Genomic DNA, 13,540 nt, shown 5'->3' with positions numbered 1-13,540 from the left:
CCCGGCTGACGGTATGTCCGATGTACGGGTTTCGTACCGAACGGGTACCAGCCCGCCCGGCCCCCTCCCCACCGGCGGAGGGGGCCGCTACATTCCCGGACGTGGCACAGTTCCGACTCCAGGGGTCCAGAGTCCTCGCCGTCGATCTCGCCGGGGACACCGTCAAGGCACGCAACGGCTCGATGGTCGCCTACACCGGGCAGATGGGCTTCAAGAAGCTCTCCGGCGGCGGCGACGGCCTGCGCGGCATGGTCACCCGCCGGCTCACCGGCGAGCGCATGGAGGTCATGGAGGTGAAGGGGCAGGGCACCTGCTACTTCGCCGACAAGGCCACCGAGATCAACCTCGTCCGGCTGAACGGCGAGACGCTGTTCGTCGAATCCGACAACCTGCTCTGCACCGAGGCGACGCTGCGCACCGGCACCTCCTTCACCGGCCTGAACGGGATGGCGAGCGGCAACGGCCTGTTCACCACCAAGGTCGAGGGCCAGGGCTGGGCGGCGGTCACCTCCAACGGCCCGGCGGTGATCCTCCGGGTCGCCCAGGGGCTGCCGCTGCGGGTCGACCCCGGGGCGTACATCGCGCACACCGGCAGCCTGCACCGGGCGCTCAAGTCCGGGGCCGGCTGGTCCACGCTGATCGGCGAGGGCGGCGGCGAGGCCATGCAGGTCGAGTTCACCGGCGAGGGCCTGGTCTACGTCCAGCCCTCCGAGCGCACCACGCTGGGAGGCGAGGTCTGATGGCCTTCACCCGGATCAACGGGAAGATGATCTCCGCGCAGATCGTGCCCGGGCAGCGGATCCTCTCCCAGCGCGGCTCGATGCTCGGCTACACCGGCGAGGTCACCTTCCAGCCCAACCTGATGGGCGGCCAGGGCGGCGTGATGTCGATGATCGGCCGCCGGGTCGCCAACGAGGACACCCCGCTGATGACCGTCGAGGGCCACGGCACCGTGATGTTCGGCCACGGCGGCCACCACGTGCACGTGATCGACCTGGTCGGCGACACCCTCTACGTGGAGGCCGACCGGCTGCTGGCCTTCGAGGGCAGCCTCCAGCAGTCCACCATGTTCATGGGCCAGCAGGGCGGCCTGATGGGCGTGGTCCGCGGCCAGGTCACCGGCCAGGGCCTGTTCACCACCAAGCTCGCCGGCCAGGGCGCCGTCGCCGTGCTGGCCCACGGCGGCGTGATCGAACTCCCGATCCTCCCCGGCCAGTCCGTGCACGTCGACCCGCAGGCGTACGTCGCCCACCGGGGCGAGGTCACCAACAAGCTCTCCAGCGCCCTCGGCTGGCGCGACATGGTCGGCCGCGGCTCCGGCGAGGCCTTCCAACTCGAACTGTCCGGGCAGGGCGCCGTGTACGTCCAGGCCAGCGAGGTGAAGCTCTGATGTCCTACCCCCCGCAGCCCCCGTACGGGCAGGACCCGTACGGCCAGAAGCCCCCGCAGCAGCCGTACGGCCAGCAGCCGCCGTACCCGCCGCAGGGGCCGCCGCCCGGGTACTCCCAGCAGCAGTACGAGCAGTCCCACCAGGCCACCCAGGCCGGGATGCACGTCCCCCCGCCGCCGCCCTACCAGGCCGGCCCCGCCGGGCAGTTCGGCGCGCCGGTGTTCCAGCCGCCCGGCGGCGACACCCCGCAGGTCTGGGACGTCGGGACGCTGCCCGCCGACGACAACGTCAACCCGTACTGCTTCTCGGTCGACCTGAACGGCGCGTACTACCTGCAGAAGGGCAAGATGATCGCCTACTACGGCGAGATGCGCTTCTCCGGGATCGGCCGCGGCGTCCTCGACCGCGTCCTGGAGCAGAACTTCAACTCCCCGCTGCACGCCTCCGACTGGGTGGTCGCCGAGGGGCGCGGCAAGCTGCTGCTCGCCGACCGGTCGTACGACCTCAACTCGTACGACCTGGAGGACGGCAACCTGACGGTGCGCTCGGGCAACCTGCTCGCCTTCGAGCCGACGCTGCGGCTCAAGCAGTCGATCATCCCGGGCTTCCTGACCCTGATCGGCACCGGCAAGTTCGTCGCCGCGTCCAACGGGCCGGTGCACTTCGTCGAGCCGCCGATCCGGGTCGACCCGCAGGCGCTGGTCGGCTGGGCGGACTGCCCCGCGCCCTGCCACCACTACGACCACAGCTACCTGCACGGCGTCATCGGCGGCCTGCGGCACCTGACCGGGATCGGCGGCGCGAGCGGCGAGGAGCACCAGTTCGAGTTCATCGGGGCGGGGCAGGTGCTGATGCAGTCCTCCGAGACGCTGATGGCCGACCGCTCGGTCGGCGTCGTCGCGGCCGAGGCCGGCGTCCCGGGCGCGAACGTCCCGCACCAGCAGCAGCACGGCGGCGCCCCCGGGCTGGGCAACCTGGGCGACCTGGGCCGCCGCTTCGGGCTGTAGGCGGGGGCGGAACCGGCCGCGCGGCTCCCCGCGCCCCCGGTTCCGCCCCGGCGCGGCGGCTCTCCCTACACGGGCGTGAACTCGACCGGGAGGGCCGTCAGGGCCCGGTGGATCGGGCCCGGGCGCCACAGGACGTCCGCGGTGGGGACGGCCAGCCGGAGGTCGGTGAGGCGGCTGATCAGGTACTCGACGGCGGTGACCGCCATCAGGACGGCCGGCTGGCGGGCCGGGCAGCGGTGCGGCCCGGCGCCCCAGGCGAGGTGGGCGTAGGAGCCGCCGAGGGACTCGCTCTCGGCGGGGGTGAGCGCCGCCTGCGCGTTGGCGGAGGCGTAGGAGACCAGCACCGGCTGCTCGGGGGTGAGCGGGGTGCCGTGGAAGACGATCTCGTGCCGGGGGTAGTGCGGGGAGAAGTTGGACAGCGGGGGGTCGTGCCAGAGCACCTCGTTGACCGCGTCGTGCGCGGTCATCGCGCCGCTGTGCAGCGAGCCCGCGTACCGGTCGTCGGAGAGCATCCGCAGCAGCGCGTTCGCGATCAGGTTGGCGGTGGGTTCGTGCCCGGCCATCAGGGTGAGCGTGATGTGCCGGACGACCTCGTCGTCGGCGAGCCCCGCGGGGTGGCCGAGGAAGGCGGAGATCAGGTCGTGCCGGGGCGCGGTGCGCCGGTCGGCGACCTGTTCGGTGATGACGGCGACCAGGTCGGCGTACGCGGCGGCGGCGCCGGAGGAGGTCTCGAAGGCCCGGTTCATCGCGGTGCTGATCCGGTCGATGTCCGGGTCGGGGACGCCGTACCAGGAGGTGAGGATGAGCAGCGGCAGCCGGTAGGCGTACTCGGCCAGCAGGTCGGCCTTGCCGGCGGGGGCGAACTCGGCGATGAGCTGTTCGGCGACCGCGGTGGTGTCGCGCTGGAGCAGGTGGGGTTCGAGGATGCCGACGCTGTCGGTGATGACCTGGCGGTAGCGGGCGTGGGCGGGGCCGTCGGAGAACAGCGCGGTGGGGCGCCAGCCGAACAGCGGCAGCAGCGGGGAGTCGGCGGGCTGGGTGGCCTGCCAGCGGCGCGGGTCGCGGGTCCAGGTGTCGGTGTCGCGCAGGACTTCGAGGGCGACGTGGTAGTCGGTGACCAGCCAGGCGTCGACGCCGGGGGCGAGTTCGACCGGGGCGAGCGGCCCGCGGTCGCGCAGCCGGGCGTAGTGGGCGTGCGGGTCGGCCGCGAACTGGGCTCCGTAGAGGGCGGTGCGGGCGGTGCGGGGGGTCACGGGGCGCTCTCCCGGGGCAGGCGGTCCAGGACGTGCTCGGTGAGCGCGATCAGGGCGTCGACGCAGCCCCGGCGCTCCCGGGCGTCGACCTCGACCAGCGGGGTGGCGGGGTCGAGGTCGAGCGCGGCGCGGATCGCGTCGAGCGCGATCGGCGGGGTGTCGGGGAAGCGGTTGACCGCGACGGTGTAGGGCAGGCCGGCCTCCTCGATCAGGTCCATCGCGTCGAAGGCCTCGGCGAGCCGGCGGGTGTCGACCAGGACGAGCGCGCCGAGCGCGCCGCGGGCGAGGTCCTCCCAGAGCGGGAGGAAGCGGCGCTGTCCGGGGGTGCCGAACAGGTAGAGGACGAACTCGCCGCCGGTCAGGGTGAGCCGGCCGAAGTCGACGGCGACCGTGGTGGCGGTCTTGCCGGGGGTGCGGCTGACGTCGTCGACGGGGACGCCGGCCGCGGTCATGGTCTCCTCGGTGTGCAGGGTCGGGATCTCCGACAGGGTGCGCACGAAGGTGGTCTTGCCGACCCCGAACGGCCCGGTGACCATGAGCTTCATCAGGATCGGGTCGGTGGGGGGCAGGTAGGCCGGGGTTCCCGACGGGGCGTCGCCGGCCAGGGCGGTGCTACTTGAGGGCGCGAAGTCCACTGAGGAGCCTTTCGGCGAGGTCCCGGTTGACCGGCTGGGCGGAGGGGATCGGCGCGCGGACGGAGAGCGCGCCGCGTTCGGCCAGGTCGGCGGCGATGAAGACGGTGGCGCTGACCGGCAGCCGGAGGTGGGCGGCGGCCTCGGCGAGGGTCAGCGCGCCGGGGCGGACCAGTTCCCATAACTGGCGGTGCTCGCCGCCGAGTCCGGCCGGGAGGTCGGCGGCGGCGTGCAGCACGCTGAGCCGGTCCAGGTCGTGGGTGCCGGTCGCGGCGGTGCGGCCGTGGGTGGCGAGGTAGGCGGGCACCAGCCGGCGGCGGGGCGGCGTCGTCATGTGCGGCTCGCCTCCCGGGCGGGACTGGCCAGCGCCCTGGCCAGCGCGGCGACCTGGACCTGCATCTGGTAGGCGATGGTGCCGAGGTCGGCGCCGGGGAGGGCGAAGACGGCCAGCGAGGAGTTCTCGCCGGCGGGGGTGACCACGGCGTAGCCGTGCTCGGACTCGACCACGGTCTGGGTGAGCGCGACCTTCTCGGCGCCGGTGAAGGCGGTGGTGAAGGCCCGGGCGGCGGCGTGCAGCGAGGCGGTCATCGCGGCGACCCGGTCGGCGCCGTCCCGGCCGAGGTCGGCGGAGTGGCCGGTGACCAGGCCGTCGCCGGTGGCGATGACGGCGTTCTGCACGCCGGGCAGGTCGAGCAGCGGGGTGAGGACCCAGGAGAGGTCCTCGGTGTGGCGGCGGAGCGGGGCGGTCACGGGGTTTCGACTCCTTCGGGTGCGGCGGGTCCCTGGGGGGCCGCGGGGCGGTCGGCGGCGCTGCGTCCGGCGGCGGTGCCGGACTGGAGTGCCGACCACGCGCTGCGGGCCCGGTCGGGGGTGGTGGTAGCCGGGGCGGGGAGGGGGGAGGGCGCGTCCTGCCGCTGGGTGCGGGGGGACGCCGCGTCCTGCTGCGGGACGCGGGGGGTGCGGCGCTTGCGGGTGGGCAGGGCGTCCCCCGCGTCGAACACCGGGGCGCTCTGGGTGATCGGGCGGGGGGCGAGGGCGGAGAGCGGGGCGGCCGGGTCGGTCAGGGTGAGCAGGTCGGCGGGCAGCCGCAGGATGGCGCGGACGCCGCCGTACGGGGAGGGCTCGACCCGGCAGCCGAAGCCGAACTGGCGGCAGAGCAGGCCGATCACCGCGAAGCCGGCCTGCGGCGGGTCGCCGAGTTCGGTGAGCAGCACCTCGGCCTGGCCGTCGAGCAGGTCGCCGGCCCGCTCCAGCTGGTCGGGTTCCATGCCGACGCCCATGTCGTCGACCACCACCAGGGCGCCGGAGCTGCCCTGTTCGACGGCGACCACGACCCGGGTCTCGGGGTGGGAGTAGGCGGTGGCGTTGCCGAGGATCTCGGCGAGCGCGATGGCGACGGGCTCGGCGGCCCGGGCGGCCACCGCGAGCCGGGGTTCGCGCAGGTGGTTGGTGATCTCGATGCGGGCGTACCCGGCGACCCGGGACTGCGCGCCGACGCAGAGCTCGGCCAGCGGGGAGTCCTCGCGGGTCATGCCGGGCCAGGCGCCGGAGAGCACCGCGAGGGACTGCACCCGGCGCAGGGTGAGTTCGTTGCGGAAGTCGAGGGCGAGCAGCCGGGGGTCGTCGACGGAGAGCTGGATCTCCTCCAGCAGCGAGCGGACCTGGATCAGCAGGGCCTGGATCTTGGAGGCGGCGCCGCGCAGGGCGGCCCGGGCGGCGGCGTCGGTGCGTTCGCGCTCGGCGAGCGCGGCGCGCAGGGCGGCGGCCAGCACGGCGTCCAGGGCGCGGTGCAGTTCCTCGTTGCCGCCCGCGGTGTCGAGCGGGCCGGGGACGGGCGTGCGGGGGTGGGTGAGCGCGGTGGCGGCGGCGGGCAGCCGCTCGTGCGCGAGGTGGGTGAACTCGCGGACTGCGGCGGCCAGTCGGGCCTCGGCGAGGTGTGCCGGGCCTCGGCGGCGTGCGCCCGGGCCTCGGCGCCGCGGGAGCGCTCCTCGCCGGTGCGGGCGCGGTTCTCGGCGGCCCGGGCGCGGACCTCGGCGCCCTGGGCGCGGTTCTCGCTCTCGGCGGCGCGCTGGGTGGCGGCTCGGGCGGTGCGGACGGCGCGCCGGACGGACCACAGCAGGGGTCCGGCGGTCAGGGCGGCACCGGCCAGCAGGGCGAGCACGATCTCGACCATGGGGTCCTCGGGGGGTCGTCGCTGCGGGGACGGGGGCGCTGGGCGGGTCGGTCAGGCGGTGCGCTGCCTGGCCAGGTGGGCCATCCGGCCGACGACCTCCAGCATGGCGGGCGCCTCGGTGCCGTCGAGGTGCCGGTACTCGGTGCCGATGGTGACCAGCAGCCGCTCGGGGAGCCCGAGTTCGGGGTAGCGGTTCTCGTCGATGACGGTGCGGGCGGCGTCGGCGGCCGGGACGCCGGCGGCGTGCAGGGCGTGCGCGCGGTCGCGGACGTAGCGCAGGTAGCCGGCGTGGGTGCGCAGGTCGGCGCGGGTGAGCAGCGGGCCGTGGCCGGGGACGACGGTCTCGGCGCCGGTGTCGAGCAGCCGCTCGACGGCGTCGATGACGTTGCCGAGCGGGCCGGCCCAGTGCACGGGGTGGTCGCCGGGGTGCTCGGGGGTGGAGCCGAAGACCACGTCGCCGGTGAAGACGGTGGAGCGGGTGGGCAGGTGGACGATCAGGTCGCCGCTGGTGTGGGCCGGCGGGAGGCTGCTGACCTGCACCGGGATGGCGCCGACCCGGAGTTCGAGCTCGCCGGTGAAGACGGTGTCGGGGACGACGGGCGGGGTGTCGGCCCAGTCGAAGCACCCGAAGTGCTCGTGCAGGTAGGCGCCGGTGGCGTCGTCCTCGTCGAGGCTCTGCAGCAGGGCGTGCTGCTGTTCGGGGGTGGGCTCGTAGGCGATGTGGTGCAGCGCCTCGCGGGTGGTGATCACCTCGGCGCCGGGCAGGACGCCGGCGCCCCACAGGTGGTCGCCGTTGGCGTGGGTGACCACGATCCGCTCGACCTCGGCGCCGGGGGCGAGGACGGCGCGGGTGCGCGCCAGGAACTCGCCGGCCAGGGTGCGGTCGTAGGGGGTGTCGATCCACAGCGCGGTGCCGCCGTCGGTGACCAGGCCGCAGTTGGCCAGTCCCCAACCCCGTTGCCGCGGCTGCCATGCGTATATACCGTCGGCTATCGAATGGAAGTGCGCGCTCCGCGTCGTCATGGGCGCGATTATGCCCAACTCTGTGTCACCGTCCGACTCCGGCCCACGGATTGAACATGTGCGTTTCAACTCGGCCGGGCGGGAAGGCGGTTGTGCGGGAACGGAGCATTCCGGCCGGGCCGGGAGCGGAGCCCCGGGTCGGAGTTGTGAATTCGTACAACATTGAACAACTTCGGCTATACTCGGGGCCATGGACAACCCCGTGACCGCAGCGCCCGAGGTCTCCCCCGCCCCGGAGGGCGAGGCCGAGGCCCCGTGGCTGGACGCCCGCGAGCAGCGCCTGTGGCGTGCCCACCTGGAGGTCGGCAAGCTCCTCGACCACCAGCTGAGCCGGGAGCTGCAGACCCACAACCTGGCCATCAACGACTACGAGATCCTGGTCGTGCTCTCCGAGTCCCCCGACCGCCGGATGCGGATGACCGATCTGGCCACCGCCACCCTGCAGTCCAAGAGCCGGCTCTCGCACCAGATCACCCGGATGGAGACGGCCGGCCTGGTGCTGCGCCAGGAGTGCCCGGGCGACCGCCGCGGCCTGTACGCGCACCTCACCGAGCACGGCTGGGAGACGCTGCGCAAGGTCGCCCCGGACCACGTGCGCAGCGTCCGCGAGCACTTCATCGACCGGCTCACCGACGAGCAGCTGGACGCGCTGTACGCGGCCCTGGCCCCGATCGCCGAGCACCTGCGCGGGCTCCGCGGCCGGGGCTGACGCGGCGGGCGGGCGGCCCGGCGGGCTGTCAGGCGGTCAGCTCGGCCACCAGCCGGTCGGCCGCCGCGTACGGGTCGAGCTCGCCCGCCGCGACCCGCCCGGCCAGCGCGTCCAGGTGCCGGTCGCCGCGCAGGTCGCCGATCCGGGCGCGCAGCGCGGCCAGCGTGATCGCCTCGACCTCCTGGGCGGCCCGGCGCCGGCGGCGGGCGTCCAGCTCGCCGGTCTCGGCCAGCCAGCCGCGGTGCTTCTCCAGCGCCTCGACGAGCTCGTCCACGCCCTCGCCGCGGGCCGCCACGGTCTTGACGATCGGCGGCCGCCAGTCGCCGGCCTGCCGGGACTCCCCCAGCCCGAGCATGTGGTTGAGCTCCCGGGCGGTGGCGTCCGCGCCGTCCCGGTCGGCCTTGTTGACCACGAACACGTCGCCGATCTCCAGGATGCCCGCCTTCGCGGCCTGGATGCCGTCGCCCATCCCGGGGGCCAGCAGCACCACCGAGGTGTCGGCCTGCGCGGCGACCTCCACCTCGGACTGCCCGACGCCGACGGTCTCCACCAGGATCACGTCGCAGCCGGCCCCGTCCAGCACCCGCAGCGCCTGCGGGGCGGCCCAGGCCAGGCCGCCGAGGTGGCCGCGGGTGGCCATCGAGCGGATGAACACCTCCGGGTCGGTGGCGTGCTCCTGCATCCGCACCCGGTCGCCGAGCAGCGCGCCGCCGGAGAACGGCGAGGACGGGTCGACGGCCAGCACCCCGACCCGCTTGCCGAGCCGGCGGTAGGCGCTGACCAGCGCCGAGGTGGAGGTCGACTTGCCCACCCCGGGCGAGCCGGTCAGGCCCACCGTGTAGGCCCGCCCGCTGTACGGGGCGAGCGCCGCCATCACCTCGCGCAGTTCGGGTGCGGCGTTCTCCACCAGGGTGATCAGCCGGGCCACCGCCCGGGGGCGGCCCTGCCGGGCCTGCTCGACCAGCGTCGCCACATCGGCCATCGAAATCGCTCCTCGCAGCCAGCGGAAAAGACGGACGCCCCGCAGCACCGTACGCGACGGCGCTGCGGGGTCCTCGGACGTTCGGTCAGCCCTGCGCGGGGACCTTGACGATCAGCGCGTCGCCCTGGCCGCCGCCGCCGCACAGCGCGGCCGCGCCGACCCCGCCGCCGCGGCGCTGGAGCTCCAGCGCCAGGTGCAGCACCACGCGGGCGCCGGACATGCCGATCGGGTGGCCGAGCGCGATGGCGCCGCCGTTGACGTTGACGATCTCGTCGCTGACGCCGAGGTCCTTCGTCGACTGGTGGGCGACGGCGGCGAAGGCCTCGTTGATCTCGATCAGGTCGAGGTCGCCGACCTCCAGGCCCTCCTTGGCCAGCGCGTGCCGGATCGCGTTGGACGGCTGCGACTGCAGCGAGTTGTCCGGGCCCGCGACGTTGCCGTGCGCGCCGATCTCGGCGATCCAGCTCAGGCCCAGCTCCTCGGCCTTGGCCCTGCTCATCACCACCACGGCGGCGGCGCCGTCGGAGATCTGCGAGGAGGTGCCGGCGGTGATGGTGCCGTCCTTGCTGAAGGCGGGGCGCAGCCGGGCCAGGCCCTCGACGGTGGTGTCGGCGCGGATGCCCTCGTCCTGGCTGAACAGCACCGGGTCGCCCTTGCGCTGCGGGACGGCGACCGGGACGATCTCGGCCTCGAACACGCCGTCGGCCTGGGCCTTGGCGGCGCGCTGGTGGGAGGCGGCGGCGATGGCGTCCTGCACCTCGCGGGCGATGCCGAGGCGGGTGTTGTGCTTCTCGGTGGACTCGCCCATCGGGATGTTCTCGTAGGCGTCGGTCAGGCCGTCGTACGCCATCGCGTCGAGCATCTCGATCGCGCCGTACTTGAAGCCCTCGCGGGACTTGGGCAGCAGGTGCGGGGCGTTGGTCATGGACTCCTGGCCGCCGGCCACCACGACGTCGAACTCGCCGGCCCGGATCAGCTGGTCGGCCAGCGCGATCGCGTCCAGCCCGGAGAGGCAGACCTTGTTGATGGTCAGCGCCGGGACGTTCATCGGGATGCCGGCCTTGACCGCCGCCTGCCGGGCCGGGATCTGGCCCGCGCCGGCCTGGAGCACCTGGCCCATGATCACGTACTGGACCTGGTCGCCGGTGATCCCGGCCCGCTCCAGGGCCGCCTTGATGGCGAAGCCGCCCAGCTCGGCCCCGGAGAAGCCCTTGAGCGAGCCGAGCAGCCGCCCCATCGGGGTGCGGGCACCTGCGACGATCACAGAAGTAGTCATGGACGAGCCCCTTCGCGCGTCGGACCAGAGGGTACGGGGATGCCGTCAATGTACTGATCGGTCACCTCTGCGTCACCGCCGCGGCGGTGTGATCAGCGCTACTGGCACTCCCCAGTGAACACCGTGCCGGAACAGGGCCGGAACGTGTGAGCAGACTCGCAGGACGGGCTGCTGGCGCCCGGCCGCCGGGATGCGCTGCACTGGGTGCCACCCCTCGCCGTCCCACCCCTCCCGGAGGACACCGTGCTGACCCGCATCGACCACATCGGCATCGCCTGCTTCGACCTGGACCGGACGGTCGAGTTCTACCGCGCGACGTACGGCTTCGAGGTGTTCCACACCGAGGTCAACGAGGAGCAGGGCGTCCGCGAGGCCATGCTGAAGATCAACGACACCGGGGACGGCGGCGCCTCCTACCTGCAACTGCTGGAGCCGACCCGGGAGGACTCGACCGTCGCCAAGTGGCTGGCCAAGAACGGCGAGGGCGTGCACCACGTCGCCTTCGGCACCGCCGACGTGGACGGGGACGCGGCCGCGATCGCGGGCAAGGGCGTGCGGGTGCTGTACGACGAGCCGCGGCGCGGTTCGATGGGCTCCCGGATCACCTTCCTGCACCCCAAGGACTGCGGCGGCGTGCTGACCGAACTGGTCACCAGCGCGGACCCGTCCGAACACTGACCGATTCGGGTACGGAGCTCCCGCGGAAGCGGACCGGCCGGTAACGAACCGGTCGGTAACTTCCGAAAAGCACCTCGCCCCCATTCCCCCGGGACCGGCTCCCACTACAATGCCCAGGTGCGCCGGTACCGACGGTCCGCGCACCGCAGGGGAGTCCACGACGCGGGCACGGCCGGACGGTCGCCGTTCGGATCTGTCACCATTCTCCAGAGGCAACATTTCGCTCAGGAGTCCACCCGGACGGCGGAGCGATTGCAAGGACCAACCGGCCCGCCCGTGGACCACGGGACGGGGCGGCCCGGTCGAGGACGCGACCAGGAGATGGATGGACCGCGGAGTGCGGGGCTACGACCGCTACGAGGCTGAGGATCACCTCTCCAAGTTCGAGGCCGAGCTGGAGAAGGCCCGCAAGGAGCGGGACAAGACCATCGAGCACGCCGACGACCTCGCCTACCAGGTGGAGGTCCTCCGGGCCAAGCTGCACGAGGCCCGTCGGCAGCTCGCTCAGCCGCGCGCCTTCGACTCCGTCTCCGGCCAGGCCGAGCAGGTCCTGCGCAACGCCGAGATGCAGGCCGAGGCGCTGCGCGCGGAGGCCGAGCGCGCGGTGCGCGAGTCCCAGGCCGCCACCCAGCGGATGATGGCCGAGGCCGCCGAGCGCACCGCCCAGCTGGAGGCCGAGTTCTCCACCCGGCGCCGCCGGCTGGAGGAGGAGCTCGCCGAGTTCCGGGCCGCCGCCGAGCGCCACGTCAACGAGAACGTCAACTGGGCCGAGCAGACCCGGGCCGGCACCGAGCAGGAGGCCCAGCGCCTGCTCCAGGAGGCCCGCGCCGAGGCCGACCGGATGATGGCCGCCGTCCGCGCCGAGGCCGCCGCCCTCGCCGACCAGGCCCGCGCCCAGACCGCCGCCGACGTCGACGCCGCCCGCGGCGAGGCCCAGGCCCAGGCGGAGGCCGCCCTGCTGCGCGCCCAGACCGACGCCGAGCGCCTGCTGCGCGCCGCCTCCGAGCAGGCTCAGCAGACCGGTGCCCAGGCCGAGGAGCACCGCGCCGCGGCCCTCGGCGCCGCCCAGCAGCAGCTGGCCGACGCGCACGCCGCCGCCGAGCAGAAGCTCGCCGCCGCCGAGGCCCAGATCACCGCCCTCGAACAGCAGGCCCGCGCCGACCAGGAGCGCGCCGCGGCCGCCCTGGCCGACGCCCAGGCCGAGATAGAGCGGCTGCGCGCCGAGGCCCTGGCCGAGACCGAGCGGGCCCGCGCCGAGGCCGCCCGGATGCGCGAGGAGGCCACCGCCGCCGCCGAACGCCTCCAGGCCGAGGCCACCAGCGAGGCCGAGCGCAAGGTCGCCGACGGCGCCGCCGCCAGCGAGCAGCGCTCCGCCACCGCGCGCGCCGAGATCGCCAAGATGGTGGCCGCCGCCACCCGCGAGGCCGAGCTGATCCGCTCCGCCGCCGCCACCGTGCAGGCCGAGGCGGACGCCGCCAAGGCCGCCGCCCGCGAGGAGAGCGAGCGGCTGCGCGGCTCCGCCGAGGCGGTCGCGGGCGAGCTGCGCGCCGAGGCCGAGGCGGAGATCGCCGAGCGCCGGGCCGCCGCCGAGGCCGAGGCCGCCGCGCTGCGCGAGGCCGCCGCCGCCGAGGCCGAGCGGATCCGCACCGAGGCGGAGGAGGCCGGCCGCGCCGAGGGCGCCAAGGACGCGGCGCTGCGGCTGGCCCGCGCCGCCAAGCAGGCCGAGGAGGTGCTCGCCCGGGCGGGCACCGACGCCGAGGCCACCCGCGGCGAGGCCGCCGCGGAGGCCGAGCGGCTGGTCGAGCACGCCAAGTCCGAGGCCGGCACCCTGCTGGAGCAGGCCCGCGAGGCCGTCGAGCAGGCGCAGAACGCCGCCATGGAGGACGCCGCCTCGATCCGCGAGCAGCTGGAGCGGATGCAGGCCGAGGCCGCGCAGGCCCGCGAGCAGGCCGAGGAGCACCGCGCCGCCGCCGAGGCGGAGGCCGAGCGGGTCCGGGCCGAGGCCCGCCGACAGGCCGCGGTGCAGGTCGAGGAGTCCGCGAAGCAGGCCGAGGAGCTGCTGACCGGCGCCAAGTCCGACGCGGACGCGCTGCGCTCGGGCGCCGGCGAGGAGGTCGAGCGGCTGCGCACCGAGGCCCGCGAGCAGGCCGCCGCCGTCCAGGGCCGGGCCGAGCAGACGCTCGCCCGGGCCCGCGCCGAGGGCGAGAAGATCACCGCCGCCGCCGAGCAGGCCCGCACCGAGACGCTGGCGGCGGCCGAGGCCGCCGCCGAGGAGACCCGGGCCGCCGCCGAGCGGCACGGCGCCGAGCTGCGCGAGCAGGCCGCCGCCGCGGCCGCCACCGTCCGGGCCGAGGCCGACGCCGCCGCCGAGGCGCTGCGGGCCGACACCGCCCAGTGGGCCGAGCAGTACCGCGCCG

13 protein-coding genes are annotated in these 13,540 nt (G+C 74.7%); 5 read left to right on the top strand and 8 right to left on the bottom strand.

What is annotated here, in order from left to right:
• Positions 1-101 precede the first annotated feature (101 nt).
• The 3 genes from HUT16_RS23260 (at position 102) to HUT16_RS23250 (ending at position 2,397) form a co-directional block, all read left to right on the top strand.
• On the top strand, positions 102-740 hold the full coding sequence (locus HUT16_RS23260) for an AIM24 family protein (protein ID WP_176190026.1): 639 nt from the start codon (positions 102-104) through the stop codon (positions 738-740).
• On the top strand, positions 740-1,390 hold the full coding sequence (locus HUT16_RS23255; protein WP_176190025.1) for an AIM24 family protein: 651 nt from the start codon (positions 740-742) through the stop codon (positions 1,388-1,390). The genes HUT16_RS23260 and HUT16_RS23255 overlap by 1 nt, the downstream gene beginning before the upstream one ends.
• A 218-nt stretch (positions 1,391-1,608) precedes the next feature.
• Entirely contained in the window at positions 1,609-2,397 is a 789-nt protein-coding gene (locus tag HUT16_RS23250) for an AIM24 family protein (protein ID WP_254898352.1), read from the top strand.
• A 65-nt stretch (positions 2,398-2,462) separates the two neighbouring features.
• Here the strand turns inward: HUT16_RS23250 and HUT16_RS23245 are convergent, their stop codons facing one another.
• The 6 genes from HUT16_RS23245 to HUT16_RS23220 form a co-directional block, all read right to left on the bottom strand.
• The gene (locus HUT16_RS23245) at positions 2,463-3,650 is read right to left on the bottom strand and encodes a cytochrome P450 (protein WP_176190024.1); all 1,188 of its coding nucleotides are present in this window, start codon (positions 3,648-3,650) and stop codon (positions 2,463-2,465) included.
• Entirely contained in the window at positions 3,647-4,195 is a 549-nt protein-coding gene (locus HUT16_RS23240; protein WP_176192826.1) for an ATP/GTP-binding protein, read from the bottom strand. Before HUT16_RS23240 ends, HUT16_RS23245 begins: the two co-directional genes overlap by 4 nt.
• Before the next feature lie 67 nt (positions 4,196-4,262).
• Entirely contained in the window at positions 4,263-4,616 is a 354-nt protein-coding gene (locus tag HUT16_RS23235; protein ID WP_176190023.1) for a DUF742 domain-containing protein, read from the bottom strand.
• Positions 4,613-5,032: a roadblock/LC7 domain-containing protein gene (locus HUT16_RS23230; RefSeq protein ID WP_176190022.1), complete on the bottom strand. Its 420-nt coding sequence runs from the start codon at positions 5,030-5,032 to the stop codon at positions 4,613-4,615. Before HUT16_RS23230 ends, HUT16_RS23235 begins: the two co-directional genes overlap by 4 nt.
• Positions 5,029-6,396, bottom strand: a complete 1,368-nt coding sequence (locus tag HUT16_RS39315; protein WP_176190021.1) for an ATP-binding protein — start codon at positions 6,394-6,396, stop codon at positions 5,029-5,031. The genes HUT16_RS23230 and HUT16_RS39315 overlap by 4 nt, the downstream gene beginning before the upstream one ends.
• Before the next feature lie 110 nt (positions 6,397-6,506).
• A complete protein-coding gene (locus HUT16_RS23220; protein ID WP_176190020.1) occupies positions 6,507-7,478 on the bottom strand; it encodes an MBL fold metallo-hydrolase in 972 nt (323 codons plus the stop codon).
• A gap of 190 nt (positions 7,479-7,668) precedes the next feature.
• On the opposite strand from HUT16_RS23220, the gene HUT16_RS23215 reads away from it, so the two are divergent.
• Positions 7,669-8,187: a MarR family winged helix-turn-helix transcriptional regulator gene (locus HUT16_RS23215; RefSeq protein ID WP_254897951.1), complete on the top strand. Its 519-nt coding sequence runs from the start codon at positions 7,669-7,671 to the stop codon at positions 8,185-8,187.
• Between the two features lie 28 nt (positions 8,188-8,215).
• On the opposite strand, the gene meaB is transcribed toward HUT16_RS23215, so the two are convergent.
• Both meaB and HUT16_RS23205 read right to left on the bottom strand, forming a co-directional pair.
• A complete protein-coding gene (gene meaB / locus HUT16_RS23210; protein WP_176190019.1) occupies positions 8,216-9,169 on the bottom strand; it encodes a methylmalonyl Co-A mutase-associated GTPase MeaB in 954 nt (317 codons plus the stop codon).
• A gap of 85 nt (positions 9,170-9,254) precedes the next feature.
• Positions 9,255-10,445: an acetyl-CoA C-acetyltransferase gene (locus HUT16_RS23205; protein ID WP_176190018.1), complete on the bottom strand. Its 1,191-nt coding sequence runs from the start codon at positions 10,443-10,445 to the stop codon at positions 9,255-9,257.
• 243 nt (positions 10,446-10,688) lie between these two features.
• Between HUT16_RS23205 and mce the strand changes: the two genes are divergently transcribed.
• Positions 10,689-11,123, top strand: a complete 435-nt coding sequence (gene mce, locus HUT16_RS23200) for a methylmalonyl-CoA epimerase (RefSeq protein ID WP_176192824.1) — start codon at positions 10,689-10,691, stop codon at positions 11,121-11,123.
• Positions 11,124-13,540: the final 2,417 nt, after the last annotated feature.

Origin of the sequence: Kitasatospora sp. NA04385, from assembly GCF_013364235.1 — a bacterium.
Classification (GTDB): domain Bacteria; phylum Actinomycetota; class Actinomycetes; order Streptomycetales; family Streptomycetaceae; genus Kitasatospora.
This window is presented reverse-complemented; position numbering and strand designations above follow the sequence as displayed.

What these genes read in the sequence shown, in the direction of transcription:
- HUT16_RS23255 (WP_176190025.1), top strand. Translation starts at nt 740, where the DNA reads ATGGCCTTCACCCGGATCAACGGGAAGATGATCTCCGCGCAGATCGTG.
- HUT16_RS23215 (WP_254897951.1), top strand. Translation starts at nt 7,669, where the DNA reads ATGGACAACCCCGTGACCGCAGCGCCCGAGGTCTCCCCCGCCCCGGAG.
- HUT16_RS23235 (WP_176190023.1), bottom strand. Translation starts at nt 4,616, where the DNA reads ATGACGACGCCGCCCCGCCGCCGGCTGGTGCCCGCCTACCTCGCCACC.
- HUT16_RS23220 (WP_176190020.1), bottom strand. Translation starts at nt 7,478, where the DNA reads ATGACGACGCGGAGCGCGCACTTCCATTCGATAGCCGACGGTATATAC.
- meaB (WP_176190019.1), bottom strand. Translation starts at nt 9,169, where the DNA reads ATGGCCGATGTGGCGACGCTGGTCGAGCAGGCCCGGCAGGGCCGCCCC.
- HUT16_RS23240 (WP_176192826.1), bottom strand. Translation starts at nt 4,195, where the DNA reads ATGAAGCTCATGGTCACCGGGCCGTTCGGGGTCGGCAAGACCACCTTC.
- HUT16_RS23205 (WP_176190018.1), bottom strand. Translation starts at nt 10,445, where the DNA reads ATGACTACTTCTGTGATCGTCGCAGGTGCCCGCACCCCGATGGGGCGG.